This is a genomic window from Arenicella sp. 4NH20-0111, from assembly GCF_040366405.1.
GTDB lineage: Bacteria > Pseudomonadota > Gammaproteobacteria > Arenicellales > Arenicellaceae > Arenicella.
The window spans coordinates 176,076-201,556 of the sequence record NZ_BAABWF010000002.1; the positions used below are offsets into that span (position 1 = coordinate 176,076).

Genomic DNA, 25,481 nt, shown 5'->3' on the forward strand with positions numbered 1-25,481 from the left:
TTAACAAAAGATTAACCTATATTTGAAAGGTGAAACCATGGCAATCACTGCCTCATTAGTAAAAGAATTACGCGAGCGTACCGGCGCTGGCATGATGGAATGTAAGAAGATGTTGACCGAGACCAATGGTGACATTGAAGCGGCAATTGAAGAACTACGTAAGCGTGGTGCAGCTCAGGCTGACAAGAAAGCAGGCAGAATCGCTGCTGAAGGTACTATCGTGACTTTGGTAGACGGTGCAACCGGAGTCGCTGTCGAAGTTAATTCTGAAACAGATTTTTCTGCTAAGGACGAATTTTTTGTCGCTTTTTCGAAACAAGTGGCTCAATCAGTGCTGGCTAACAAGCCTGCTGATATTGATGCTTTAGCGAATGCTGCTATCGAAGGTGGACAAACTGTTGAACAAGCACGCCAAGCGCTTATACAAAAAATTGGTGAAAATATCTCTGTACGACGCTTTGAGATCGTTGAAGCAGGTGACGGCGAAACAGTCGGTGCCTATCAGCATGGGAATAAAATTTCTGTCTTGACTAAAATCAAAGGCGGAAGCGAAGATCTTGCCAAAGATATCGCCATGCATGTTGCAGCAAGTAAGCCTGTGTGCATTTCTTCTGATGAAGTTCCTGCTGATTTACTTGCCAAAGAGCGTGAGATTTTCTCTGCGCAGGCCGCAGAAAGTGGAAAACCAGCCGAAATCATGGAGAAAATGGTTGATGGCCGTATTCGCAAGTATCTCAATGAAGTAACGCTATTAGGTCAATCTTTCGTAAAGGACCCTGATCAAACAGTAGAAAAATTGTTGAAATCAGCTGGCGCTGAAGTAGTTCAGTTCGTTCGTTATGAAGTTGGCGAAGGCATTGAAAAGAAAGAAGATGACTTTGTTAGCGAAGTGATGGCTCAAGCTGGTAAAGCCTAACTTTAAAAAAGTTTAGTTAAGCTTTAGCGCATTATCGATTTTACAAAACCACAACCAGGAGGAGAATCTCCCAATGCCAAACGATTCAATAGCCAACGAAACACCTGTAGGCGAGTCAAAAAAAGGTTATCGACGAATTCTTCTTAAGCTAAGTGGTGAAGCACTTGCGGGCAGTGAAGGTGACAGTAAATTCGGTATCGATGCGCAAACTCTTAATGACGTCTGTAAAGAGATTGCAGCCGTCGTAGAGTCAGGAACACAAGTTGCTATCGTTGTTGGCGGTGGCAACTTTTTTCGAGGTATATCAGCCTCAGAATCAGGGATAGAACGTGCAACAGCCGATTACATCGGGATGTTGGCTACCGTAATGAATGCGCTGGCAATTCAGCAAGGTCTTAAGCAAATTGGGCTAGGCGCACGCGTTCAATCAGCCATTCCGATATCGCCTGTTTCGGAACCATACGTTCGATTGCGTGCTCTTAAGCATTTGAATTTGGGACGTGTGGTTATTTTTGCTGCTGGAACCGGAAACCCCTATTTCACAACAGATACAGCGGCGAGCCTTCGTGCTGCAGAAATCAATGCAGATGTTTTGGTCAAAGCCACGAAAGTGGATGGTGTCTATGATTCTGACCCTGCGCAAAACAGTGCAGCCAGACGATACGACAGGGTGACGTACGACGAAGTTCTGCAAAAGCGTCTTGGCGTTATGGATGCAACGGCGATTGCCTTGTGTCGTGACAATAATCTGGATATGAGGGTTCTATCCATCAATGAAGAAGGCGCCCTCACTCGAATGGCTCAAGGTCACAATATAGGGACTGTTATTTCCAGTTCTTAGTCTATGACTAGTAACGTTGAGAGCATCAAGAGCCGGTACGCTAAGCGCTAATGTTTATGGCCTTAGTAATCACTAACTGTTACCATCTCTCAACTTTGTTGTAGCCCTGAAGCTGGCAGCAGCGATAAGTATCAATAATAACGAATTTGTTTTAATTCGATCGAAATTCACTTGGCATATAAGCAAAATGATAGACGAAATCTTGAAAGACGCTGAACAGCGCATGCAAAAAAGCATCGAATCGATGCGCACCGATATGGCTAAAATCAGAACCGGTCGTGCCTCACCTGCGCTTATCGATCATCTAATGGTGGATTATTACGGCAGTCCTACGCCGATTAATCAGGTGGCTAATATTACGGTTCAAGATGCGCGTACACTAGGTGTGCAGCCCTGGGAAAAGCCAATGGTTCCTGTAGTGGAAAAAGCGATCATGGAGGCAAACTTAGGTTTAAATCCCATGACCGCAGGAGAGCTTATTCGCATTCCTTTGCCACCATTGACTGAGGAACGCAGAAAGGAAATGGTAAAAGTTGCAGCAGGAGAGGGCGAAAATGGCAAAATAGCCATACGAAATATTCGTCGCGACGCTAACAGTGACTTTAAAAGCCTGCTAAAGGATAAAGAAATATCCGAAGATGAAGAAAAGCGAGCTGAAGATTTGGTACAAAAACTTACCGATAAGTATGTTGCTGAGGTAGACGTTGTTGTTAAAGATAAAGAAGCTGAAATATTGACCGTATAGTCATTCGCTTTATGAACTGTCGCCAAGCTCGGCTTGGCGAATAGGCGGAAACCATGATCTCAACGCTCAAAGCACTGTTTGCTCTTTTGAGGGGCAAACTTAATAATGGTGGTCATGTAGTGCTGCCAGAAATCACCCCTAAGCCGGCTCACGTAGCTGTAATCATGGATGGTAACGGGCGGTGGGCCAATTCCCAGGGGTTGAGCCGAGTTGCAGGCCATAAACGCGGCGTTGAGGCAGTAAAACGTCTGATAAAAGGGTGTCTGCGTCACGAAATACCGTACCTTACGATTTTTGCTTTTAGTAGCGAGAATTGGAACCGACCGGAATCCGAAGTTAATGCTTTGATGGAGCTGTTAATGGGTGCCCTCGAAAATCAAACGGCTAAACTAGATGAAAATGGAGTGCGTTTGCGTCTAATAGGGGATCTAAACCGATTTGATGGGCGGATCCAAAAGCTCGCTGATCAAGCGATGCAAGCAACAGAAAATAATTCTAAATTGACTCTCAATGTAGCGATTAACTACGGCGGTCGATGGGATATAACGCAGGCATCAAAGCGTATAGCTGAGAAGGTTAGTGCCGGTGAGATCCGAGTTCAGGATATTGATGAGAAAACACTAGCCAATGAGCTTACAACATCAGGTCAGCCTGATCCTGATCTTTTTATCCGTACAAGCGGAGAGTACAGAATAAGTAATTTTATGTTGTGGCAGGCAGCGTATTCTGAATTTTACTTTACAGATTTGCTGTGGCCGGACTTCGACGAGGCCGCTTTTACCGACGCTTTGCTAAAGTTTACCAGTAGAGATAGGCGTTTCGGGACCGCGGTCGATCAAATCCAGCACGTCGATGCAGAAGAGAAAAAGGAGGCTGATAATAATGCTTAAACAAAGAATAATCACAGCAGTAATCCTAGTAGCGGTTCTTTTAGGGGCGATGTTTGCGTCGAACCCTATGTATTGGCGAGTTGCGATCAGCGTAGCCGTTTTGGGTGCTTTTTACGAATGGCTGCGGTTTTGTAAGATTATCAAGCCAATTGAGGCGATATGCGCATTTGCATTGTTCCTCGGATTGGCAAGCATGCTGTTTTTGTTTGATTTCGATTATATGTTGGTTGTGTCAGCTGTGTGTGTCCTTTGGGTAGCGCTATTAGCGTTTACGTTTTCGGATGTATTTGGGTTCTTCCATAATAAATGGGTGAAATTGACGGTTGGTGTGATTACACTCAGCGTCGCAGGCTGGCTATTAATTGAATTTAAAAGCCTAACCAACGGGCCGATTTGGATCATTTGTTTCTTCCTCTCTGTTGTTGCGGCGGACGTTGGCGCTTATTTCGCCGGCAAACGATTTGGTAAGACTAAACTGGCGCCAAGTATCAGCCCGGGCAAGACCGTTGAAGGGTTTGTTGGCGGGTTAGTATTAGTGTCGCTGATTTTTGTGCCCACTATTTTTTCTGAATTTTCTGGCACTAAGGCCGTCGGATTGTTGGCTACCGTTCTATTGACCGCCGTGGTTTCTGTTGGGGGCGATTTGTTTGAGAGCAAGTTAAAACGCTATGTGGGTTTAAAAGACAGTAGTCAAATACTTCCCGGTCATGGAGGGATCCTCGATCGAGTAGACAGTTTGATGGCAGGGGTGCCTGTTTTTGCGTTGGGGTTAATAATGCTTGGAGTATTGTAGGTTTTCTATGCAACGAATAAGCATACTTGGGTCCACTGGATCCGTTGGTAAAAGCACCTTGGATGTGGTGAGTCGCCATCCTAGAAAGTTTAAAATTGTAGCGTTAACTGCAAATACTAACTCAGTTGAAATGATTCAACAGGCCAGAACGCACAAGCCTGAAAGAGTTGTAATGCGCTGCCCAGAATCAGCAGAGTCGGTGCGACGTGAGCTCGAACGTGATGGCTTTGAGCATATTTTGGTAGAGGAAGGGTCTCAATCCATTGTCGGGGTTTCCGAGTCCTGCGATACAATAATGTCCGCCATTGTGGGGGCGGCTGGGTTGGTGCCCACTCTTGAGGCGGTTAAGGCGGGCAAACGTGTACTGATTGCCAATAAAGAGCCATTAGTTATGACTGGTCGCTTGTTCATGGATGAAGCCAAGAAGAGCGGTGCAACGTTGCTGCCGATAGACAGTGAGCATAACGCCATATTTCAATGTTTACCTGAAAACGGCACACACCAAGGTGTTCGCAAATTACATTTGACAGCATCCGGCGGGCCGTTTCTCGGAACCCAGTGGGCGGACCTCTCTGACATGACTCCGGAGCAGGCTTGCGCCCATCCAAATTGGAGTATGGGGCGAAAAATATCCGTTGATTCAGCCACCATGATGAATAAGGGGCTTGAACTAATAGAAGCCAGTGCCTTATTTGATATTCCCGCGGATCGAATCGATGTGGTCATGCATCCTCAAAGTATCATTCATTCGATGGTAGAGTACATTGACGGATCCTTTTTGGCTCAGTTGGGTGCGCCGGACATGAAAATTCCGATTGCGCATGCGCTAACTTGGCCTGAACGTATTGAGTCTGGAGCGGCGACATTAAACATTTCTGACATTGCGCGATTGGATTTTAGTAAGCCGGATATGGTTAATATGCCTTGCCTTGCTCTGGCCAGATGGGCTGCGGAACAAGGAGGCGCTCTGCCTATTGCTCTTAATGCTGCCAATGAAGTTGCGGTTGAGTCCTTTTTGGCAAGGAAAATCAGGTTTACTGATATACCTAAGGTTATTGAGTGCTCAATGAAAGAATTAGCAACAGAGCGCGTTAGCGACTTGGCAAGCGTATTAAACATTGATAATGAAGCCAGAATGGTTGCAAGTAGGGCGCTAGACTTGCTTGATTAATTCTTTATTTGGGTGATTGTCAACTTGTTGATGGTCTTAGTGCGATGTGTTTCGTGCTTAGGTAGGTTTACGATATTTGAGCGAAAGGTGCTCCAGTCTAAATGGGTTTTCTATACAGCGTTGTCGGCTTTTTAATAGCCATTGGAATTTTAGTGGCCGTGCATGAGTTTGGCCACTTTTGGGTTGCTCGTAAGTTGGGCGTTAAAGTTTTAAAGTTTTCAATAGGATTTGGGAAGCCGCTGTGGAAAACGGTTGGCGGAGTTGACAAGACAGAATACGTTGTGGCTGCAATCCCTCTAGGCGGCTATGTAAAGATGCTCGGAGAAGGCGACCCTGACGCGCCTGTGTTGGAGAGTGAAAAGCACCGAGCGTTTGATAATCAACCTATATGGAAGCGAAGCTTGATTATTTTAGCTGGCCCTGGAATCAATTTCCTATTTGCCATCCTTTTGTTTTCGATACTCGGCTTGCAGACTGTTGAGCGCTTGGATCCTGTGTTTGGCCAAGCTCCTTTGGCTTCCGCTGTCTCACTAGCGGGGGTTAAAGAAGGTGACAGGTTGGTTTCGGTTGACGGTCGCGAAGTCGACTTTCTAGCTCACCAACAGCTTTACATCATGAATCGAGTGTTGCAGGGAAGCGACATCGAAATGCAAGTCTTATCTGGAGGTTCTGTTCGGAGTGTAACGATAGAGACTCAAGGCATCCCCATTTACAATATTAACCCAGGCAGCATGATGTACCAGCTTGGAATTGTGCCCCCGTCGCCGCCAATAACAAGCGAAATACATCACGTAGCTCCGGAGTCTCCTGCAGAGAGCGCGGGCATCCGTCAAGGTGATGTGGTTGTGTCGATATCTGGCCAGCCTGTCGAATCATGGCGAGAGCTTTCTACCTTGATTTCACCTAACCCGGGCAAAGAGCTTGAAATAATTGTTCAGCGATCCGGACTCAATAAGACGTTTTTAATCACGCCTAAGGCCACCCCGTTCAATGGCGGTGAGATAGGGGTGATCGGGGTTAGACCTAAGCCTACGTCATACAGTCCAGATCAGCTTGTCTCAGTTAGCAAAGGCCCTTGGGCTTCGTTTATGGCTGGGTTAGATCAAACTTGGCAGATGTCCACGGTAACGTTGCGAATGTTAGGGAAGATGCTGACCCTGCAAGTGTCGCATAAAAACGTTAATGGACCGATCATGATTGCTAATGTGGCAGGTCAAGCAATTCAAGTTGGCTTGGATTACTATATTCACATTCTAGCTGTTATTAGCATTAGTCTTGGTGTGATGAATTTATTGCCCATTCCGATTCTTGATGGCGGGCACTTGTTGGTTCATTTGATTGAAGGTGTGGCAGGTAAGAAGGCGGCGCTCAATTTTTTTGCGGTTGGACAACGTGTCGGAATCTTTATTTTGATCGGGTTTATGGGGTTGGCGTTTTATAATGATATTTTTAAGCTATTGAATTAGAATTCACCCTGACTGTTCATAACCATTGTTTGTATAGAGGTGGTAATTACTCATGTTTTTTGAAGGTTTTCATAACTTATTGAGTGTTGCTGCTGCTAAAGATAATTAAAACGAATAAACTAGAGACACAGGGCACGTTCACCAAACTGGTGGCAAAGACTCAAGTCATCTATGAGGAATTAAATAATGCTCAAAAAACAGATCGTTGCATTAACCATGATTACGGCAATACTGGCCTCGGTCGGGTTGATTATGCCAAGTGAAGCCGTCGCTCAGTCAGCGCCTTCACAGTCTTCGTTCGTAGTTAAAGATATACGAATTAAGGGTTTGCAGCGAATATCTGCAGGTGCGGTATTTAACCTCTTGCCTGTTCGCGTTGGGGACTCCTTTTCCACCAGCCAGTCCTCTGAGTTAATTAGGGATCTCTATAAAACAGGTTTTTTCAAAGACATCCAGCTTTCGGTTGAAACTGACGACATCGTTTTGACTGTGGTGGAATACCCATCAATTGCACAAATTGAGTTCGCGGGTAATAAATTGATAAAAGAAGAGTCTTTGCGAGAAGCCTTATCTGGCAATGACTTTATTGAAGGGCGTGTGTTTCAACCCAGTGTTCTAGATCAAGTTAAACAAGAGCTAAAGCGCCAATATCTCAATCAAGGAAAATATAATGCCCAAGTCGGCACTGAAGTGACTGACTTACCTCGAAACCGAGTAAAGGTTAAGCTTCACGTGAAAGAAGGGCCAACGGCCAAAATTAAGAAGATAAATATTGTCGGCAATGACTTTTTCAGCGATAAAATGCTGATGAAGGAGTTTGAATCTGCGGACAGCAAGCCTGTCTGGAAGTTCTGGGGCTCGGAAAATCAATATTCACGTGAAAAGGTCTCTGGAGACCTTGAAACTCTGAGAAGCTTTTATCAGGATCAAGGCTTTCTAGATTTTCAAATTCTGTCCAATCAAGTCAGCATTTCACCCCAAAAGGATGGGATTTTCTTAACCATCAATGTTAAGGAAGGCGAGCGTTATACGGTGTCTCAATTTGTGCTGAATGGGCGTTTAATTGTGCCAGAAGAAGAGTTGTTACCGTTCGTTTATATTGCGCCTGGTAGAACTTACTCCCGCAAAGATGTTGATGACACTGTCGAAGTAATTCAAAGTCGTTTGGCCGAAGAAGGTTACTCGTATGCTGAAGTGGTGCCGGTACCAGATGTGGATCGTGACAATAACACGGTGGCGTTTTCGATAAACATTAAGCCGGGTCGACGGATCTACGTTAGGCGTATTAATGTGGTAGGCAACACATTGACCAATGATGAGGTGATTCGTCGAGAGTTGCGTCAGACTGAGGGGGCGGCTTACTCGCCGAGCCGAGTTGATCGCTCTAAAATACGGTTACAACGATTGAGTTTTTTTGACGAAGTTGAAATAGAAACGGTGGATGTTGCGGGCCGCGAGGATCAAGTTGACCTTGAGATTGTGGTGAAAGAGCGTCCAACGGGCAGCTTTTTGTTCGGTCTAGGCTTTTCAGGAGATGACGGTGCATTGATTCAAGCCAGTGTGTCGCAGGCCAATTTATTTGGAACTGGTAATCAACTTAACTTTGGAGTCCAGCGTTCGGATATTATTGAATCGGTCTCTTTGCAGTACACGAACCCGTATTACACCAAAAGTGGTATCAGCCGAACAATTGGCTTGAGCGGCCGAAGTATCGATGCTGCTAGGGCAAACACATCTGCATTTTTAACGGATACTTTGGCTTTAAATATGAGTTATCTTTTCCCGATTAATGAAAATAATTCCTTTTCATTGGGGGCTGGAATAGAGCGTATCGACCTTACTGCAACAGCTTTCTCAGTGCCCCAAGTGGTCGAATTTATTGAAAAGAATCCGGAAAACGATTTAATAACGCTAACCGCGGCGTTTGCGCATGACACAAGAGACAGTATCTTGTACCCAACGTCAGGAAAGAGTTTTCGTTTATCCACTGAATTAACTGCACCCGGCAGTGACTTGGAGTATTACAGAATTAACATCGACTCCGATTACTATTACCCAATAACCAAAAGAGCCGCATTCAAGTTGGGCTTGGACGTAGGTTATGGTGATGGTTACGGTGATACTGAGGGTCTGCCTTTCTTCAAAAACTATTTTGCAGGTGGTTCACGTTCTGTCCGTGGTTTTGAGGCAAGATCACTAGGCCCTAGGGATACAAGCGCATTTCCTCAACCGTTCGGTGGGGCAAAACGAGTGCTGTTTAATGCGTCCCTATTGCTGCCAGTTGGTGATGGAGCACTGGATAAACGATTGCAGTTCTTTGTTGACGGAGGGCAGGTCTTTGAAAATGGTGAAGACATTGAAACGGATAAAATTAGATTTTCCGCTGGTGTAGGGTTCAACTGGATTTCTCCGGTTGGACCGCTGTCAATCAGCTACGCTATTCCTTTGAATGAAGAAGAGGACGACGAGGTCGAAAAGTTCCAGTTCAGCGTGGGCACTTTGATTCAATAGTTGCGTGTTAATTGACCTCAGAAAATATTCCATTGTTTGATATTTTCTCTGTGATTTAATTTTTCGTTCTGCTAGTTTGCATGCTGGCAAAAGTATTAAAACTAAAACCCAAATAATTATAGAAAGTTAGGTATTTAAGATGTTTAAAAAGAGTTTATTGCTACTAGTTATGATCGTCAGTGGCGCAGTGGCAAACACGGCTTCGGCTCAACTTAAGATTGGTTATTTCGATAACCGTGAAGTACTGCAAAGCCTGCCTTCTTTGCAGAAGGAGCAACAAAAGCTGCAGGCTGAATTTGAGCCAAAAGAGAAAGAAATGAATGATCTGGCTAATGAGTTGCGTAAGCTTCAAGAAGATCTTCAAAAAAATTCTGGAACTGTTTACACCGCTGAACAGGTTCAAGCTAAACAGTTGGAGTATCAAAGTAAGCGTCAACAGCTGGAGCTTAAGAAAGGGGATTACGATCGTTTGCGACAGGCCAGAAACAATCAAACTTTGAGTAAGATCCAAACGCAAATTGCGGAGCATGTAGCAAAAATTGCTAAAGATGAAAACTACGATTTGATTCTTCATACCGGCGTATTCTTGGCCAGTCCAAAGGTAGATATCACACAAAAAATCTTGCAAAGCATGTCTTCTAAGTAAGAATTTTGCCAGAAGTGTCACCACGGGTTCAAAGACTGTTGTAAACTATTGCGGTTTTTTATACCTAATTTAATGCTTTAACAAATAGGAAATCCGCAGTGGCACTTTACGATATCCATCAGATTAAAAATTTACTCCCTCATCGTTATCCTTTTCTATTGGTCGATCGCGTCCTAGAAGCGGTACCAGAGGAGAGAATGGTGGCGTTGAAAAACGTCACTTACAATGAACCGTTTTTCAACGGGCATTTTCCAAATCGACCGGTTATGCCAGGTGTCCTCATTGTTGAGGCTCTAGCGCAGTCAGCGGCGTTAATGGCTAGCCATGGCCGTGAAGACATCGACATCGAAAATCGTATTTATTATTTCACCGGCATTGATCGAGCTCGATTTAAAAGGCCTGTTGAGCCCGGAGATCAGTTGATTTTTGAAGTTGAGTTGGTAAGAAAGATTAAAAATATGTACAAATGCAGAGGGGTTGCCAAGGTCGAAGGGCAGGTCGCGGCATCTGCTGATCTGATGTTTACATTTAAAGATATTTAGTGCTTTTACCAAATTTCAGAGGTTCATAGATCCAATGACAGTTAATATTCATCCTACTGCGATAGTAGGGCCGGGCGCAGAAATTGGTTTGGACGTAGAGATTGGTCCATATTCTGTCATTGGTAAGGACGTAAAAATCGGCGATGGCACTGTTATTGCTCCTCACGTATTTATCGATGGGCACACCACGATTGGCAAGAATAATAAAATATATTCATACGCTGCAATCGGAGGAGATCCACAATCGGTCTCCTATAAAGGCGAACCAACGCTTACTGTGATAGGTGACAATAATGTATTTCGTGAAAACATTACCGTCAATCGCGGCACGCTGGTGGATGAGGGGATTACCAGTATTGGTGACAACAACCTGTTCATGGCTTACGTCCATATAGCGCACGATTGTAGGTTAGGCTCAAATCTTCTTTTTTCCAACAACGCCAGTTTGGCTGGGCATGTTCGATGCGGTGATGACGTGGTTTTGGCTGGCTACACGTTGATTCATCAGTTCGTGCGCATAGGTGAGTATAGTTTTTGCGGTGTTAATACGTATTGTACTATGGATATACCCCCCTTTATGTTGGTCGCTGGCGATAAAGCGATTACTCACGGTGTGAACGTCAGAGGGATGCGCAGCAGAGGGTTTGATGATAAAGAAGCTTTATTAGAACTCAAAAGGGCGTATAAAATTATTTATCGATCTGGCCACACCATCGCTGGTGCAATGGATGTGCTTGAATCAGCCGCTTGTCAAGAAGGCGAAGGGGTGAACTGTCCCGAAGTACGTCGCTTAGTTGATTTCATAAAGGCTTCCAAGCGTGGAGTCATCCGTTAGTATTTTAGTTATCAATATTACTTGAGATCCCGATCATGAAAGTTGGCATTGTCGCTGGTGAAAAATCTGGTGACTTTTTGGGCGCCGAATTGGTCGAGGCAATCAAGAAGCGCCACCCTAACGCTGAGTTTGTTGGGCTGGGCGGAGACTTAATGCAGAGTGCGGGTGTCGTAAGTTTAGCTGATATGGAAAAAATCAGCATCATGGGCATCGCTGGAGCACTAAAAGGATTACGCGAGATTCTTAGTATTCGAAGAAAAATTCGCCAACACATGATGGAATGGAAGCCAGATGTCTTTGTTGGAATTGATGTTCCTGACTTTAATCTTGGCCTAGAGATTAAACTTAAGGAGCATGGAATACCGGTGGTGCATTACGTTAGCCCAACGGTCTGGGCTTGGAGAAGTAAGCGCATTTTTAAAATAAAACGTGCTATTGATCTCATGCTGACGCTTTTTCCATTTGAAGAAGAGTTTTATCAAAAGAACAATACCCCCGTTAGGTACGTTGGGCACCCGCTTGCAAAACAGGTAATCGATTGGGAGGTTTCTAGTGAGTTTCTCAGTGCGCTGAATGTCGAACGCAGTGAATCGAAAAAAATAATAGCACTCTTACCAGGCAGTCGAATGTCCGAAGTTTCTAGACTGGCCCCTGTTATGTTTGAAGCGGCTGTTAAGTTAAAGCAGACTTATCCCGATCTCGAGTTCGTAGTTCCGGCCGCGAATGAAAAATTGGCTAAGTATCTTCGAGAGGTCATCAATGAGTATCAAGCTCCTGTTAGGTTGATTGAAGGCCATTCTAGAGATCTTTTAGCCGTATGTTATGCCACTATTCTTGCGTCTGGAACCGCGGCGCTTGAGGCCGCTCTTTTCGCAAAGCCAATGGTGGTGATGTACAAGGTTGCGAAATTTGAAGAGTGGTATGCATCGAGAACCATGGTTGTGGAACACTTTTCTATGCCTAATCATTTGGTTAAACCGCCTGTGGTCCCAGAATTGATTCAGAAAGAGGCCACTCCCGAGAGAGTGATTTACGAGTTAAGGCAGTTATTGGATTTGCCTGAAGCTTATGAGAAACAAAGGAAGAGTCTAGCATCGATCGTGACTGACTTGAGCGAAGACTCAGGTGAGCTTGCCTGTGATGCAATTGAGGCGCTTTTGTTAGCGAGAAAGAGTTAGAGCGATGATAGCCGGTGTAGATGAAGTTGGTCGTGGGCCTTTGGCTGGTCCCGTTGTGACAGCCGCTGTAATTTTGCCGACTGAGTTCGATTTGCCCGGACTCACCGATTCCAAAAAGCTCACAAAGAAAAGAAGAGAGCTTCTTGCTACGCAGATTAGAGAACAGGCCATCGCCTGGGCTTTCGGTGAGGCAAGTGTGATTGAGATTGATCAGTTAAACATCTTGCATGCTACGATGTTAGCAATGCAACGTGCGGTTTCTGAATTAAGTGTGCAACCGTCCTTAGTGTTAGTTGATGGCAATCGTGCTCCAGATTTTGGTATAGAGGCAAAAGCCGTGGTTGGTGGAGATGGCCTCGAACCTGCGATTTCCGCAGCCTCGATTATTGCCAAAGTAGCAAGGGATGCCATGATGAAGCGCTATGCAGAACAGTACCCATACTATGGATTTGAAAGGAACAGTGGCTACCCTACAAAGCAACATCGAGACGCTCTGGTAGAATATGGTGCGACTCCAATTCACCGAAGAAGTTTCGCTCCTGTGCAAGCCGTTCTTGATTTTTAAAATACATCTTAATTACTAAAAATGTGTGAGAATGGATAACTCCCGCTAGCACTTCGGTCTATAATTTGCGGATGCCAAGATCATTCGTACACTTACACCTTCATTCTGAGTATTCACTCGTAAACGGAATGATTAAAATCCCGTCTCTTGTTGAGAATACCCTTCAAAATCAAATGCCTGCGTGTGCATTAACGGATATGGGGAATCTTTATGGAGCGGTAAAGTTTTTTAATAAATGTTCCGCTCAAGGAATTAAGCCAATTATTGGAGCTGAAATTTATTTGGAAAATCCGGACAAGGTGACGCAGCCTTATATTCTGGTTTTATTGGTGCAAAATGAAGTGGGTTACGTCCATTTGTCGCAACTTCTATCTCGCGGATTCCGCGAAGGTCAGGCTCACGGAAAGCCAATCGTTGAGCGAAGTTGGTTAGAAGGTAAAACAGAAGGCTTGATCTGCCTGTCCGGCGGCATTAAGGGAGAGATAGGTGCCGCGATACTGGCCGGCAGAGAGAATCACGCAACTCAGTTAATCGAAGAATATAACACGCTTTTTCCGGGACGTTTTTACTTAGAAATTCAGCGCGTGGGTCGGCCTCTCGAAGGAGAATACATTGGGGGAGCTGCTGTCATGGCTGAGCGAACTGGTGTCCCTTTAGTTGCTACTAATGATGCACACTTCATGCAGAAGACGGATTTTGATTCTCATGAAGTCAGAGTCTGTATCAATGAAGGGCGCGTACTAAACGACCCTAGACGTGTAAAGCATCATACGCCTGAGCAGTATTATAAAAGTGCAGAGGAAATGATTGAGTTGTTTGCCGATATCCCTAGCGCTATCGACAATACTCTGCTAATCGCACAACGATGCAATTTTGTGATGCGAATGGGCGAATACTTCTTACCAGATTTCCCAGTTCCAGAGGGCGAAACCATTGAGTCGCATTTGCGCAATGAGTCCTTTGATGGCTTGGAGATATGTCTGCAACGCCGTTATCCCGATGGCGAAACTCCGGAGGTTCGTAAAGAATACGTGGATCGGATGGAGTTTGAGCTTGGAATTATTAATGAAATGGGGTTCCCAGGCTATTTTCTGATTGTAGCAGATTTTATTCAATGGGCTAAAGAAAATGATGTTCCAGTTGGTCCAGGGCGAGGGTCTGGTGCAGGTTCAATCGTGGCTTATGCCTTAAAGATTACAGACCTCGATCCGATTGAACACGTGCTACTTTTTGAGCGTTTCTTGAACCCAGAACGGGTCTCAATGCCGGACTTTGACGTCGATTTTTGCATTGAAGGGCGCGAGCGAGTGATTGATTATGTTGCTCAGAAATATGGGCGCGATAAAGTTTCTCAGATTATTACGTACGGAACCATGGCGGCCAAAGGGGTTATTCGTGATGTTGGGCGTGTGCTGGGTATGTCCTACGGTCATGTAGACAGTATAGCCAAGCTTATCCCATTCGATTTAGGGATAACGTTAACCAAGGCGTTAGATCAAGAGCCTGAGCTTAAGGATCGATACGATAATGAGGAGGAGGTCACTGCTCTCATCGACATGGGGCTCCAGCTGGAGGGCTTAGCTCGAAACGTAGGTAAGCACGCTGGCGGTGTGGTTATTGCGCCAACGGATTTAACTGACTTTACGCCGTTGTATTGTGAGCATGGTAGCGAACAAATAGTGTCTCAATACGACAAGGATGACCTCGAGACCGTTGGTCTGGTTAAGTTTGACTTTTTGGGTCTCAAAACACTGACAATTATCGATTGGGCCGTGAAAGCCGTTAATCAGGCTAGAGCCGTCAATGATGAGCCATTAATCGATATAACTAAGTTGCCTCTGGACGATAAAAAAACCTACCAAACACTAACTGAAGGGCAAACCACGGCGATCTTTCAGCTCGAATCATCGGGTATGAAAGAGCTGATTAAAAATCTTAAGCCCAGTGAATTCGAGGACATTGTAGCGTTAGTTGCTCTTTATCGTCCTGGCCCCTTAGGCGCTGGAATGGAAAAGCTCTACTGTGATCGGAAGCATGGCCGTCAATCTACGACCTACGCACATGAGATGCTGGAGCCTATTTTGGATAACACCTACGGCATTATTCTGTATCAGGAACAGGTAATGAATATTGCTCAGGTTATGGCGGGCTATTCATTGGGTGGTGCCGACATTTTACGGCGAGCCATGGGTAAGAAAAAACCCGAGGAAATGGCAAAGCAAAGGGCTATTTTTGAACAAGGCGCGTCGGAAAATAATGTGCCGGCCGACGTGGCCAAAGAAGTCTTCGATTTAATGGAATACTTTGCGGCGTACGGTTTTAATAAGAGCCACTCCGCAGCTTACGCTTTAGTTGCCTATCAAACCGCCTGGTTAAAGGCGCATTACCCTTCGCAGTTTATGGCGGCTTGTATGTCCGCTGATATGGAGAATACCGACAAAGTGGTTATTCTTCTTAATGAAGCAAGTGAAATGGGTTTAAAGGTTCAGCACCCTGATATAAATCTTTGCCAATATCAATTCAGAGCGACAGACAACAGTAGTATTGTGTATGGACTCGGCGCAATTAAAGGCATTGGCCGTCCTGTTATAGAAAATATTATCGAAGCGCGGGAACGTGGTGGCGAATTTCGTGATCTCTATGATCTTTGCGCTAGGGTTGACGTCAAGCGAGTAAATAGACGTGCGCTTGAAGCTCTGATTAGGGCTGGCGCATTGGACGAACTGGGTGTCCATCGAGCGAGTTTAATTGAAAGTATAGATCTTGCTTTAAAGGCGGCGAATCAAAAAGCAAAAAGTGCGGCAGCGGGTCAAAATGATATTTTTGGGGTGTCCGCTCCTGAGGAGGCCGTTCAGATATACCAAAATGTCGCTGAATGGAAAAAAGAAGAGCTTCTTCAGAAAGAAAAAGACACATTGGGTTTATACCTCAGTGGTCATCCGATTGACGTGTATATCGATGAGCTGAATCAATTCACATCAAATCGCCTAGTGGATATAGATGTTGAACGGGGCAGAGGGAAAAAGTCAGTCACCCTGGCTGGACTTGTGATGGGCGTGCGAACAATGAACACTAAGTCGGGTTCAAAAATGGCCTTTCTTCAATTGGACGATAAAACGGCGAGGGTGGAGGTTGGAGTCTTCGGTGATTTGTACGATCAACGTAAAGATGTTATCCATAAAGATAAGGTGTTAGTGGTTAAAGGGAAGGCCAGTTACGACCATTTTTCGGGCGGTATCCGACTGTCTGCAGATGAATTGTTTGATATTGAACAGGCTCGAAGCCAATTGGCTCGACATATGAAGATCCAGCTTCGGCACGACCAAATTGACAATCAGGTGGTACAGAATTTAAGAAAAATTTTAGAACCATCCGACGATGGCCAGTGTGGGGTGGGTTTTGAATATCGGTCTCCAAGCGGAGTTTGTCAGCTAGAGGTGGCCAATGATTGGCGAATTGTGCCTAACAAAGTAATGTTAGAGCAACTTGAAGAAATCATCGGGCTACCCAGCATTCGGTTGATATACTAAGTGCTTTAAATTAGTTATCTGCATCAATGTTGTTATAAAGAACATTATAAAAACTTTCTAAGTTATTGCTCTTTAAATAAAATCTTGTCTGATGCTATACTTTATTGGACAGTTGTTTTTCAAATATGGGTTTTTGGTAAACATTTTGTATAGTTGTTCTTTGGTATTATAATAAAAACTATTGGTGAAATACTTTAGTCGTATTGGGCTGATAAGGTGCTTTCTCAATAATAAAACAGGCTGCTAAAAAAGCATTGTTCAACCTTAGTCGTCTACATGGCTTCTATTAACAGTTTCGCGGTAAATAAATGAAACTCTCAGCAAATTGGCTTTCAGGGGAGCTTTTCGGGGGGCTTAATCTAAGTCAGAATGCTCACTACTACGTTGCTTATAGTGGCGGAGTAGATTCCACTGTGCTTCTGCATCTAATGCGGGAGTTGCAAAAGGACCATTCTTTTTCTTTGACTGCATTGCATGTAAATCATAACTTGCAGCCCGATTCCATAAAGTGGGAAGCGCACTGTAAACGCGTTTGTTTGGATCTGGGCATTGAGTTTAAGTCAATTGCGGTAAAGCTACAGAATTCCAGTGAGTTGATGGCTAGAAAAGCTCGATACCATTGGTTCTCTAAGCAAGTTAAGTACGGAGATGTTTTACTGACCGCTCATCATCGCCAAGATAGGGCAGAAACCCTGTTGTTTAATTTAATGCGTGGCGCTGGCAGTACTGGCTTGTCAAGTCTAAGGGCAAAAAGACCGTTTTTAGGTGCCACTCTTGCGCGTCCTTTGTTAAATGCTAGCCATACATCAATATCCGCCTACGCGAATGAAATGAAATTGTCTTGGGTGGAAGATCCAAGCAATGCGTCAACTGAGTATTCGAGAAATGCCATCCGGCACAACGTGATTCCGAGTATGCAAGAGCTGCGCGTTGATGCGGTTCAAAACATAGCAAGAGCTGCCGCAAATCTTGAAGAGGAAAATGGACTTTTGCGTGAAATTGCAATAAGCGATTTGGTAGAGGTTCGGGAACAGCCTAACCACCCGGTAGATAAGTCGCATGCATTATGTGTCGAGGATATGGCTCATTTATCTCCTGCTCGACAGACCAATTTAATTCGTTTTTGGCTACAAAGCCTACGATTACATACACCGAGTAGACGTTTTGTGGCGAGTTTACTAAATGCCATCGCACACCCGCCTAGTAGTACAGCCGTACTTCAAGAAGGCGGTAAACAATTCAGATTCTATCGCGGCTTTATGTACGTTATGCCCGCTGAGGTAACCGCACAAGGCGTTGGTGTGTTGGATTGGGCTAATATTTTGCAGCCAATAGATATCTTCCAATCAAGATGGCGTCTGGACTCGACGTTAAAACTCAGAGAACTCGCGTCGTCGAAACGAGGTGCTCAAGTTAGGCTGGTCGAGCGAGCCCATTTAGATAATCCCAAAGCATTGCATGGACACACGCTAAACTTAAAGAAGTGGATGCAAGAGATGGCCATCCCACCTTGGCGGCGGCAGTCATTGCCCCTTCTCACACTTCAAAGTAAACGAGAAAATATATTGTTAGGCGCTGTCGATCAACAGTTGCACAACGACTGGGTTGATTTAGAGATTGCATCGTAGGTACTTTCTATTAGGTCGATTTAATAATGGATTTATGAATGACAATATAGAGTTGCGATTTTTAGATATCAGTTGATAAATCGATTGTTCGAAGTTCATCCGTCTAGTATCATGTAGAACCTTCTGGGGCACAGCGCAAAATATCTAAAACGCTCGTTTGTCTGTCGCTCTAATATTTCTTTTTCCAGTTTATTTTATGCCCAGGGTTTAAAAGCAACGTCAGTTTAATAGTTTAAACAGCTTTGCTAATTTCCTGTGCGCTTACAGAATTTGTGCCTAGAAGGCGTCTTTCGATGACTAAATACGTATTTATTACCGGTGGTGTTGTTTCTTCTTTAGGGAAGGGCATCGCAGCAGCTTCACTCGCGACTTTATTAGAATCTCGGGGTTTAAAAGTTACTTTGATGAAGCTTGATCCATATATTAATGTGGATCCTGGAACCATGAGCCCATTTCAACATGGCGAAGTCTTTGTAACCGAAGACGGTGCCGAGACCGATTTAGATCTTGGGCACTATGAAAGATTTATTCGCTCCACACTTTCTCAGAAAAACAATTTTACGACCGGTCGAATTTACGAGCGAGTTCTTAGGAAAGAACGTCGTGGCGAGTACTTAGGCGGAACTGTTCAAGTCATCCCTCACATTACAAATGAAATGAAGAGTGCCATTGAAGATGGTGCTGGCGACGTGGATGTTGCTTTGGTTGAAATTGGCGGAACAGTAGGTGACATTGAATCGCTGCCATTCATGGAGGCGATTCGACAAATGCGAATCGAGAAAGGGTTTGAGAATGTAATGTTTATTCATCTCACGTTGGTGCCGTACATCGACGTGGCCGGTGAGATTAAAACCAAGCCCACTCAGCATTCTGTAAAAGAGCTGAGAAGCATAGGAATTCAGCCTGATATTTTGTTGTGCAGAGTAAAAGATCCGCTGCCCGAAAATGCGAGAAAGAAAATCGCACTTTTCACAAACGTTGCACCTGAGGCGGTTATTTCAGGCGACGATGTAGCCAATATTTACCAAATACCGTTATTGTATCGTGATCAGCAAGTTGATGAATTGGTGGTGAAGCACCTCCGGATCGATTGCCCTCCGGCGGATTTGAGTGAATGGGAAGACGTTGTTCATAGAAAAGCTAATCCAACTGCCGAGGTTAGTATTGCGTTGGTTGGTAAATATGTGGATCTGACTGAATCTTATAAGTCGCTATCAGAATCTCTTATCCACGCTGGCATTCATACACTGACCAAGGTGAACATTAACTATGTAGATGCCGAAGACCTCGAAAGTGAGGGTGTCGAACTATTAGCCGGGAACGATGCCATTCTAGTTGCTGGAGGTTTTGGGGATCGTGGAACCGAAGGAAAAATATTGGCTGCAAAGTACGCACGAGAATCAAAGACGCCTTACTTAGGTATCTGCCTGGGGATGCAAGTGGCTGTGATTGATTTTGCTCGTAACGTAGCTGGAATGGACAATGCAAATAGCTCAGAATTTGATAAAGAGTCTCCATTTCAGGTCATAGGATTAATTACCGAGTGGACTGATGAAGATGGTAATTTGCAGCAGCGTGATGAAAATTCAGATTTGGGCGGCACGATGAGACTTGGTGGACAAAAATGCCACCTTGCTGAAGGCAGTAAATCAAGAGCTATATACGCTGAAGAAAGCATTGTTGAGCGTCATCGTCATCGTTATGAGTTTAATAATCTTTTACGTCCACAGTTGGTCGAGGCTGGGTTGGTGATTGCAGGTAAGTCCGATGATGATTTAGTTGAAATTATTGAAATTGCCGACCATCCTTGGTTTGTTGGTGTTCAATTTCATCCAGAATTCACATCGAGCCCACGAGACGGACACCCCTTATTTACCTCTTACATTCAAACTGCTCGTGAAATAAAAGAAGCGAGCTGAGTAATCACAAAGGCACAGATATGAAAATTGCTGGATTTGAAGTTGGACTGAATAAACCTTTCTTTTTGATTGCTGGCCCATGTGTCATAGAATCTCGAGAATTCGCGTTGGAGACTGCGAAAATGATTCGAGATATAACTGGGGAGTTGGGCATAAACACGTTGTATAAGTCTTCTTTTGATAAGGCGAATAGAACATCGGGTACGTCATTTCGTGGACCAGGAATCCAAGAAGGTTTAGAAATCTTGCAGGAAGTTCGGGAAACAACCGGGATGCCAGTGTTGACAGACGTTCATACACCAGAGCAAGTAACATTGGCGGCAAACTATGTGGATATGATTCAAACCCCTGCATTTTTGTGCCGTCAAACTGATTTGATTGAGGCTGTGGGAGCTTGCGGGATTCCAGTGAACATAAAGAAAGGGCAATTTTTGTCTCCGCCTGAAATGGTGAATGTCACCAAAAAAGCGGAAGCTGCCGGTGGTAAAGGACGCGTAACGGTGTGCGAAAGAGGCGCTTCCTTCGGATACAATAACCTCGTAGTTGATATGCGCGGGCTTGCTCAAATGCGTGAAACTGGGTGTCCAGTTGTATTTGATGCAACGCATTCAGTTCAATTGCCTGGAGGCAAGGGTGATAGATCGGGAGGGCAGAGAGAATTTGTCCCCGTCCTAGCACGAGCCGCAGTGGCTGCCGGTGTTTCAGGCTTATTTATGGAAACTCATCCAGACCCCGAAAATGCCAAAAGCGATGGTCCAAATGCATGGCCAACGCAAAAATTAAAAGCATTACTGACCGTTTTACAACAGCTTGACCAATCCACGAAAGCTGGTGGTTTCGAAGACAGCGGGTATTAGTTGTCTTTTAAATCAGATCACAATTTTAAATTCCTATTGAGGCAGATGTATGTCCACTATTCAATCCATTCTTGCGCGTGAAATTTTAGATTCACGTGGTAACCCTACCGTCGAAGCTGATGTTGTATTAGCTGATGGCTCTTTCGGACGCGCAGCAGCGCCGTCCGGGGCATCCACTGGTTCTCTTGAAGCTCTTGAGCTCAGAGATGGAGATTCAGGTCGTTATCTTGGTAAGGGTGTGCTTAAAGCCGTTGAAAACGCTAATACAGTTATTGCCGATGAATTATTAGGCAAAGATGCATTAGATCAACGATCAATCGATCAACTGATGATTGATTTAGATGGTACGCCTAATAAATCTAAATTGGGCGCCAACTCTATTTTAGCTGTATCTTTAGCTGTGTCTAAGGCCGCAGCGGTCAGTAAAGGGGTTCCATTATACGCGCACTATGCAGAGCTTTTTGGGAATGACTCTTACTCTATGCCGGTGCCTCAAATGAACATCATTAATGGTGGTGAGCATGCAGATAACTCCATAGATTTCCAAGAGTTTATGATTTTGCCTACGGGTTTGCCGTCCTTTGGTGAAGCATTGAGGGCTGGCACTGAAGTGTTTCATTCTCTGAAAAAAGTGCTGCATGATATGGGGTTAAGCACCGCTGTTGGCGACGAAGGTGGTTTTGCTCCTAATTTGGAAAGTAATGAAGCTGCTGTTGGAATTATTATCAAGGCGATTGAGGATGCTGGTTACACCGCAGGCGAAGACATTATGATCGGTTTGGACGTCGCAAGTACTGAATTCTATTCTGATGGAAAGTATAAGTTGAGCGCTGAAGGTGCTTCTTTAGACTCAAAAGAGTTTGCGGAGTATCTTGAGGCTTGGGTTAGAAAATATCCGATAATCACAATAGAAGATGGTATGGCCGAAGATGATTGGGATGGGTGGGCTGATCTGACTAAAAAGGTTGGGTCTGATATTCAACTTACTGGCGATGATCTTTTTGTAACCAATACTCGAATACTCAAAGAAGGTATTGATAAAGGGGTTGCGAACTCAATCCTTATTAAGTTTAATCAAATCGGATCTCTTAGTGAAACCATGGACGCCATTCAAATGGCGCATGACGCTGGATATAAAGCAACCATTTCTCATCGCTCTGGAGAGACGGAAGATACCACAATTGCGGATTTAGCAGTGGCGACTGCAGCTGGCCAGATAAAAACAGGCTCGTTATGTCGTTCTGATCGGGTTGCAAAATATAATCAGTTGTTGAGAATTGAGCAGGAGTTAGGAGATCGAGCGATCTATCCTGGTAAAAAATCATTCGATTAAGAATAATTCTTATCGATAAGAAGCCCAGCAAATGCTGGGCTTTTTTATGTGCGCTCAAAATTGGGTTTCGCCCTAAAGCAGCTGTATTAATGGGATTTCAACTCAAATTTAGTATTAAGTTAATCCAGTGATTTGGGTGTGACGCAAATTGGCATTATTGACCCAAGTTAAGAAGGCTTGCGAATAAGGATTTTCTGTATTAGGCTTAAGTTGCTGATAATCAAAAGGTTTGCCTTTAGATGATGAGTGGGGGACATTGTGTCGAAACCATTGTAAGTAAATAAGTGACCCCTTGTTTACGTGACTCAATAAAAATAATTCAACTAAATATGGGTAGAATCGTATGTTTGACTTTGTAGGGAAATTCTTTAAGGGTAGGCCAGAAAAACAAAAACCTGTTGTGCGCCAGACCGTTAAAAGTCGCGGTCAGTTAAAGCAGGCTAGCGCAAGAAGTAAAGGAATCGCGTTTGATTCTGGCCTAATTCAAAACTTGGAAAAGGATCACGAAATGCTTGTCGAGATCTTTGGCAAGATATGGAGCGAAGGCTATGAAAAATCTGATTTTGATGTGGTCTCTAGACATTTAAGTGAGTTTAAGTCTCTATTCCAAAGCCATTTATTGAAGGAAAATGTAAAGTTTTATGCCTATTTAGAACAGGCAATGAAAAAAGACTCTCACTCATTAAGCGTTGTTAGAGAGTTCAGAAAGGATATGAATGACATTGCAAACGCGGTAATTGGGTTTTGCAAAAAGTATGACAAGCCCGAGTACACTAAGGTGGCGCATGAGTCTTTCAAAAAGGATTACCAAGGGATTGGGCAAGCGTTGGTGCGTCGAGTACAGCTAGAGGAAAGAGATCTGTATTCTTTGTACGCACCGAGTTAAAGACGATCATTGCATCCTTGTAAAAGACATAGAAAATGTAAATAACCGTCGATTAGTAGTACCCATAAAATACCGTCGAAATTCGGATTTCGACGGTAGTGGCACCTGAATCCGTCTGCTTTAAGAAGCACCTACTTTAGCAACCCTACTTGTTTTTGCTGGAGTTGGTACTTAACCCTAACCTGACCAGAGTACAGAGGATTGTGAATAATATAGTAATAATAGGCGCTGGTCCCACCGGCGTTAAAGCGGCGACTGAGCTGCTAGAGAGATCGGACTCTGTGTCCGTTAAGATATTTAACGGTGAGCCGTCCAAGCCGTACAACAGAGCCCAGCTGTCTTACTTTTTGGCTGGTGATCTGGATAAGGCTGCGCTAGACAACAGTTTACCTAAACGCTCAGCTCGTCTGATTGAGTTTGATAACTGTCGCATCACGACCCTGGACACAGTAGAAAAAAAAGTCGTAGATCAATATGGCAAGGAGCACGTGTACGACAAGTTGATTTTGGCTACCGGATCCCACGTTAAGGCGCCGTCTATCGCAGGGGATGACAAGTCTGGGGTCTATTTCTTTCGCTCTATGGACGATGCTGAGGAGCTACTTGCGCGCAGAGGCTTAGATCAAGATGTGTACATTGTTGGGTCGGGCCCACTCGGGATAGAGACCGCCCTAGCGATGAAAACGCGCTCAAATACGGTTTACCTTCAGGTCAGAAAGAATCTCTTCGCCCCTGAATTGGATGAAAGTGCGAGGGGCGTACTGGCAGACTACATTCGATCTAACGGGGTCACCATCGTAGAGTCTGCTCTGGTCGAAAAGATTCAAGGTGACGGAAAGGTCACTGGTGTTGTTCTCAATAATGGAGAACAGCTTTCGATCGATTCCGTTGTTATGTGTACGGGGGTATCGCCATTTAAAGAACTCGCTGAAAATTCTGGATTGGAGGTTGGGAATGGCATTCTGGTCGATGACTTCATGCGTACGAATTGTAGCGGTGTTTATGCCATAGGAGAGTGCGCGGAACATCGAGGTGTTACGCATGGCTTAATTAACCCTGGCTATGAGCAGGCGAACTCGTGTGTAGGACATATCTTAGCGCAACCTGTTGCATACACGGGTAAACAGGGTGAGCTTCAGTTTAAGTTCAGAAATTTTTCAAGCCACGTTTTAGGAAATGTGAACGACGAGTCCGCAGAAGAGATTGTTTACAGAAATACTTTAAAAAATATCTATCGAAAATTGTATGTAAAAAACCGCCGTATAGTCGGTGCGGTTCTGATTGGCGAGTGGTCTGAGTCTGGAAGGGTTGCCGGAGCAATTTCCAATGCCAGTCGTCTGCCTTTTAATACTCGTGGTCGTTTTCTGAAAAGCGGCAACCTGTGGAGCGAAGATGAAATGTCGCTACTTGAACAACCTGAAGACTACATAGTTTGTCTGTGTAAAGGGGTTACTCGAGGTGAAATTTCTCGTTGCATGGAAAAGGGGCATCGCTCAGTCGCTGCGTTAGGCGTTGAGCTGGAGGCGGGCATCACCTGTGGGTCTTGCCAACCGTTACTCAAGACAATGCTAAACGAGCCGGTAGCAAACCTAATCATGAGGCATCACAAGGCGATTTTTTGGGCATCTCTGTTTTCGATTGCCGTAATTTTGCTTACCTTCTTTGCGCCCAAGTTACCCTTCGATCGGTCAGTGCAATTCTCATTTCAATTTGAAAAAATTTGGTATGGAAGTCTTTACAAGCAGACAACTGGTTACATATTACTGGCTCTTATCTTTCTAAGTGGCGCGTTGTCGTTTCGCAAAAGATGGAAAAAAATTGCGGTTGGTAATTTGGATAACTGGCGTTTTGTACACACGATTATGGGATTGGTTGCCTTGGTTTCGTTGATTGTTCATACCGGCTTCCGGCTGGGCGAAAACTTGAGTTTTGCACTGATGGTGGTGTTTTTACTAGCAACACTTACTGGATCAATGGTTGGCGTTTTTATGTCGCGCAATCATCATTGGACCGATATGAAGTTAACTCAATATCGCGCTTGGTGGTCAAGAGTTCATTATGGTTTGCTTTGGCTCCTTCCAGCATTGCTTATCTTTCATATCTTATCATCGTACTACTTCACATAGCTGTTGGACTCCGGGTTGGCGTCAGATCAGTCTAAATGCAATAGGTATAACTCTCTAAAATAAATATGATAAAAGAGACGGGTTTTGGTTTTCTCCAATACGG

The 25,481-nt window shown here is 44.5% G+C and carries 20 protein-coding genes; all 20 read left to right on the forward strand.

Annotated features, from left to right (window positions below; all coding sequences use genetic code 11):
- The first annotated feature begins 37 nt into the window (after positions 1-37).
- The 20 genes from tsf to ABWW54_RS04905 all read left to right on the forward strand — a co-directional run bounded on the left by tsf (position 38) and on the right by ABWW54_RS04905 (position 25,378).
- Entirely contained in the window at positions 38-916 is an 879-nt protein-coding gene (gene tsf, locus ABWW54_RS04810; protein WP_353410706.1) for a translation elongation factor Ts, read from the forward strand.
- A 73-nt stretch (positions 917-989) separates the two neighbouring features.
- Complete coding sequence (pyrH, locus tag ABWW54_RS04815; RefSeq protein ID WP_353410708.1) at positions 990-1,757, forward strand: UMP kinase; 768 nt, start codon at positions 990-992, stop codon at positions 1,755-1,757.
- A gap of 187 nt (positions 1,758-1,944) precedes the next feature.
- Entirely contained in the window at positions 1,945-2,502 is a 558-nt protein-coding gene (gene frr, locus ABWW54_RS04820) for a ribosome recycling factor (RefSeq protein WP_353410710.1), read from the forward strand.
- A gap of 122 nt (positions 2,503-2,624) precedes the next feature.
- The gene (uppS, locus tag ABWW54_RS04825; RefSeq protein ID WP_353411597.1) at positions 2,625-3,392 is read left to right on the forward strand and encodes an undecaprenyl pyrophosphate synthase; all 768 of its coding nucleotides are present in this window, start codon (positions 2,625-2,627) and stop codon (positions 3,390-3,392) included.
- A complete protein-coding gene (locus ABWW54_RS04830) occupies positions 3,385-4,185 on the forward strand; it encodes a phosphatidate cytidylyltransferase (RefSeq protein WP_353410712.1) in 801 nt (266 codons plus the stop codon). Before uppS ends, ABWW54_RS04830 begins: the two co-directional genes overlap by 8 nt.
- A 7-nt stretch (positions 4,186-4,192) precedes the next feature.
- Positions 4,193-5,356: a 1-deoxy-D-xylulose-5-phosphate reductoisomerase gene (locus tag ABWW54_RS04835; protein WP_353410714.1), complete on the forward strand. Its 1,164-nt coding sequence runs from the start codon at positions 4,193-4,195 to the stop codon at positions 5,354-5,356.
- Between the two features lie 101 nt (positions 5,357-5,457).
- Entirely contained in the window at positions 5,458-6,822 is a 1,365-nt protein-coding gene (gene rseP, locus ABWW54_RS04840) for an RIP metalloprotease RseP (protein ID WP_353410716.1), read from the forward strand.
- Between the two features lie 186 nt (positions 6,823-7,008).
- Entirely contained in the window at positions 7,009-9,333 is a 2,325-nt protein-coding gene (bamA, locus tag ABWW54_RS04845; protein ID WP_353410718.1) for an outer membrane protein assembly factor BamA, read from the forward strand.
- A 139-nt stretch (positions 9,334-9,472) separates the two neighbouring features.
- Positions 9,473-9,979, forward strand: coding sequence for an OmpH/Skp family outer membrane protein (locus ABWW54_RS04850; RefSeq protein WP_353410720.1), 507 nt, complete (start codon positions 9,473-9,475; stop codon positions 9,977-9,979).
- A gap of 98 nt (positions 9,980-10,077) precedes the next feature.
- Positions 10,078-10,521 carry a 3-hydroxyacyl-ACP dehydratase FabZ gene (gene fabZ / locus ABWW54_RS04855; protein WP_353410722.1) on the forward strand — a complete coding sequence of 148 codons (444 nt, stop codon included), beginning with the start codon at positions 10,078-10,080 and terminating at the stop codon, positions 10,519-10,521.
- 34 nt (positions 10,522-10,555) lie between these two features.
- A complete protein-coding gene (gene lpxA / locus ABWW54_RS04860) occupies positions 10,556-11,356 on the forward strand; it encodes an acyl-ACP--UDP-N-acetylglucosamine O-acyltransferase (protein WP_353410724.1) in 801 nt (266 codons plus the stop codon).
- A 35-nt stretch (positions 11,357-11,391) separates the two neighbouring features.
- Complete coding sequence (lpxB, locus tag ABWW54_RS04865; protein ID WP_353410726.1) at positions 11,392-12,534, forward strand: lipid-A-disaccharide synthase; 1,143 nt, start codon at positions 11,392-11,394, stop codon at positions 12,532-12,534.
- 4 nt (positions 12,535-12,538) lie between these two features.
- Positions 12,539-13,099 (forward strand): ribonuclease HII, encoded by a 561-nt coding sequence (gene rnhB, locus ABWW54_RS04870; RefSeq protein WP_353410728.1) that lies wholly within the window; start codon positions 12,539-12,541, stop codon positions 13,097-13,099.
- A 71-nt stretch (positions 13,100-13,170) separates the two neighbouring features.
- Positions 13,171-16,629 carry a DNA polymerase III subunit alpha gene (dnaE, locus tag ABWW54_RS04875; RefSeq protein ID WP_353410730.1) on the forward strand — a complete coding sequence of 1,153 codons (3,459 nt, stop codon included), beginning with the start codon at positions 13,171-13,173 and terminating at the stop codon, positions 16,627-16,629.
- A gap of 308 nt (positions 16,630-16,937) precedes the next feature.
- The gene (tilS, locus tag ABWW54_RS04880; protein ID WP_353410732.1) at positions 16,938-18,257 is read left to right on the forward strand and encodes a tRNA lysidine(34) synthetase TilS; all 1,320 of its coding nucleotides are present in this window, start codon (positions 16,938-16,940) and stop codon (positions 18,255-18,257) included.
- A gap of 293 nt (positions 18,258-18,550) precedes the next feature.
- Positions 18,551-20,176 carry a CTP synthase gene (pyrG, locus tag ABWW54_RS04885; RefSeq protein WP_353410734.1) on the forward strand — a complete coding sequence of 542 codons (1,626 nt, stop codon included), beginning with the start codon at positions 18,551-18,553 and terminating at the stop codon, positions 20,174-20,176.
- Between the two features lie 20 nt (positions 20,177-20,196).
- Positions 20,197-21,033, forward strand: coding sequence for a 3-deoxy-8-phosphooctulonate synthase (gene kdsA, locus ABWW54_RS04890; protein ID WP_353410736.1), 837 nt, complete (start codon positions 20,197-20,199; stop codon positions 21,031-21,033).
- 49 nt (positions 21,034-21,082) lie between these two features.
- Positions 21,083-22,366: a phosphopyruvate hydratase gene (gene eno / locus ABWW54_RS04895; protein WP_353410738.1), complete on the forward strand. Its 1,284-nt coding sequence runs from the start codon at positions 21,083-21,085 to the stop codon at positions 22,364-22,366.
- A 343-nt stretch (positions 22,367-22,709) separates the two neighbouring features.
- Complete coding sequence (locus ABWW54_RS04900) at positions 22,710-23,252, forward strand: hemerythrin domain-containing protein (protein WP_353410740.1); 543 nt, start codon at positions 22,710-22,712, stop codon at positions 23,250-23,252.
- Between the two features lie 203 nt (positions 23,253-23,455).
- Positions 23,456-25,378 carry an FAD-dependent oxidoreductase gene (locus ABWW54_RS04905; RefSeq protein WP_353410742.1) on the forward strand — a complete coding sequence of 641 codons (1,923 nt, stop codon included), beginning with the start codon at positions 23,456-23,458 and terminating at the stop codon, positions 25,376-25,378.
- The last annotated feature ends 103 nt before the right edge of the window (positions 25,379-25,481 follow it).

Coding starts and splice junctions, on each gene's coding strand:
- ABWW54_RS04835 (WP_353410714.1), top strand. CDS start 4,193: ATGCAACGAATAAGCATACTTGGGTCCACTGGATCCGTTGGTAAAAGC.
- pyrH (WP_353410708.1), top strand. CDS start 990: ATGCCAAACGATTCAATAGCCAACGAAACACCTGTAGGCGAGTCAAAA.
- pyrG (WP_353410734.1), top strand. CDS start 18,551: ATGACTAAATACGTATTTATTACCGGTGGTGTTGTTTCTTCTTTAGGG.
- eno (WP_353410738.1), top strand. CDS start 21,083: ATGTCCACTATTCAATCCATTCTTGCGCGTGAAATTTTAGATTCACGT.
- rseP (WP_353410716.1), top strand. CDS start 5,458: ATGGGTTTTCTATACAGCGTTGTCGGCTTTTTAATAGCCATTGGAATT.
- ABWW54_RS04900 (WP_353410740.1), top strand. CDS start 22,710: ATGTTTGACTTTGTAGGGAAATTCTTTAAGGGTAGGCCAGAAAAACAA.
- kdsA (WP_353410736.1), top strand. CDS start 20,197: ATGAAAATTGCTGGATTTGAAGTTGGACTGAATAAACCTTTCTTTTTG.
- tsf (WP_353410706.1), top strand. CDS start 38: ATGGCAATCACTGCCTCATTAGTAAAAGAATTACGCGAGCGTACCGGC.
- dnaE (WP_353410730.1), top strand. CDS start 13,171: ATGCCAAGATCATTCGTACACTTACACCTTCATTCTGAGTATTCACTC.
- ABWW54_RS04830 (WP_353410712.1), top strand. CDS start 3,385: ATGCTTAAACAAAGAATAATCACAGCAGTAATCCTAGTAGCGGTTCTT.
- tilS (WP_353410732.1), top strand. CDS start 16,938: ATGAAACTCTCAGCAAATTGGCTTTCAGGGGAGCTTTTCGGGGGGCTT.
- frr (WP_353410710.1), top strand. CDS start 1,945: ATGATAGACGAAATCTTGAAAGACGCTGAACAGCGCATGCAAAAAAGC.
- lpxA (WP_353410724.1), top strand. CDS start 10,556: ATGACAGTTAATATTCATCCTACTGCGATAGTAGGGCCGGGCGCAGAA.
- lpxB (WP_353410726.1), top strand. CDS start 11,392: ATGAAAGTTGGCATTGTCGCTGGTGAAAAATCTGGTGACTTTTTGGGC.
- ABWW54_RS04850 (WP_353410720.1), top strand. CDS start 9,473: ATGTTTAAAAAGAGTTTATTGCTACTAGTTATGATCGTCAGTGGCGCA.
- rnhB (WP_353410728.1), top strand. CDS start 12,539: ATGATAGCCGGTGTAGATGAAGTTGGTCGTGGGCCTTTGGCTGGTCCC.
- bamA (WP_353410718.1), top strand. CDS start 7,009: ATGCTCAAAAAACAGATCGTTGCATTAACCATGATTACGGCAATACTG.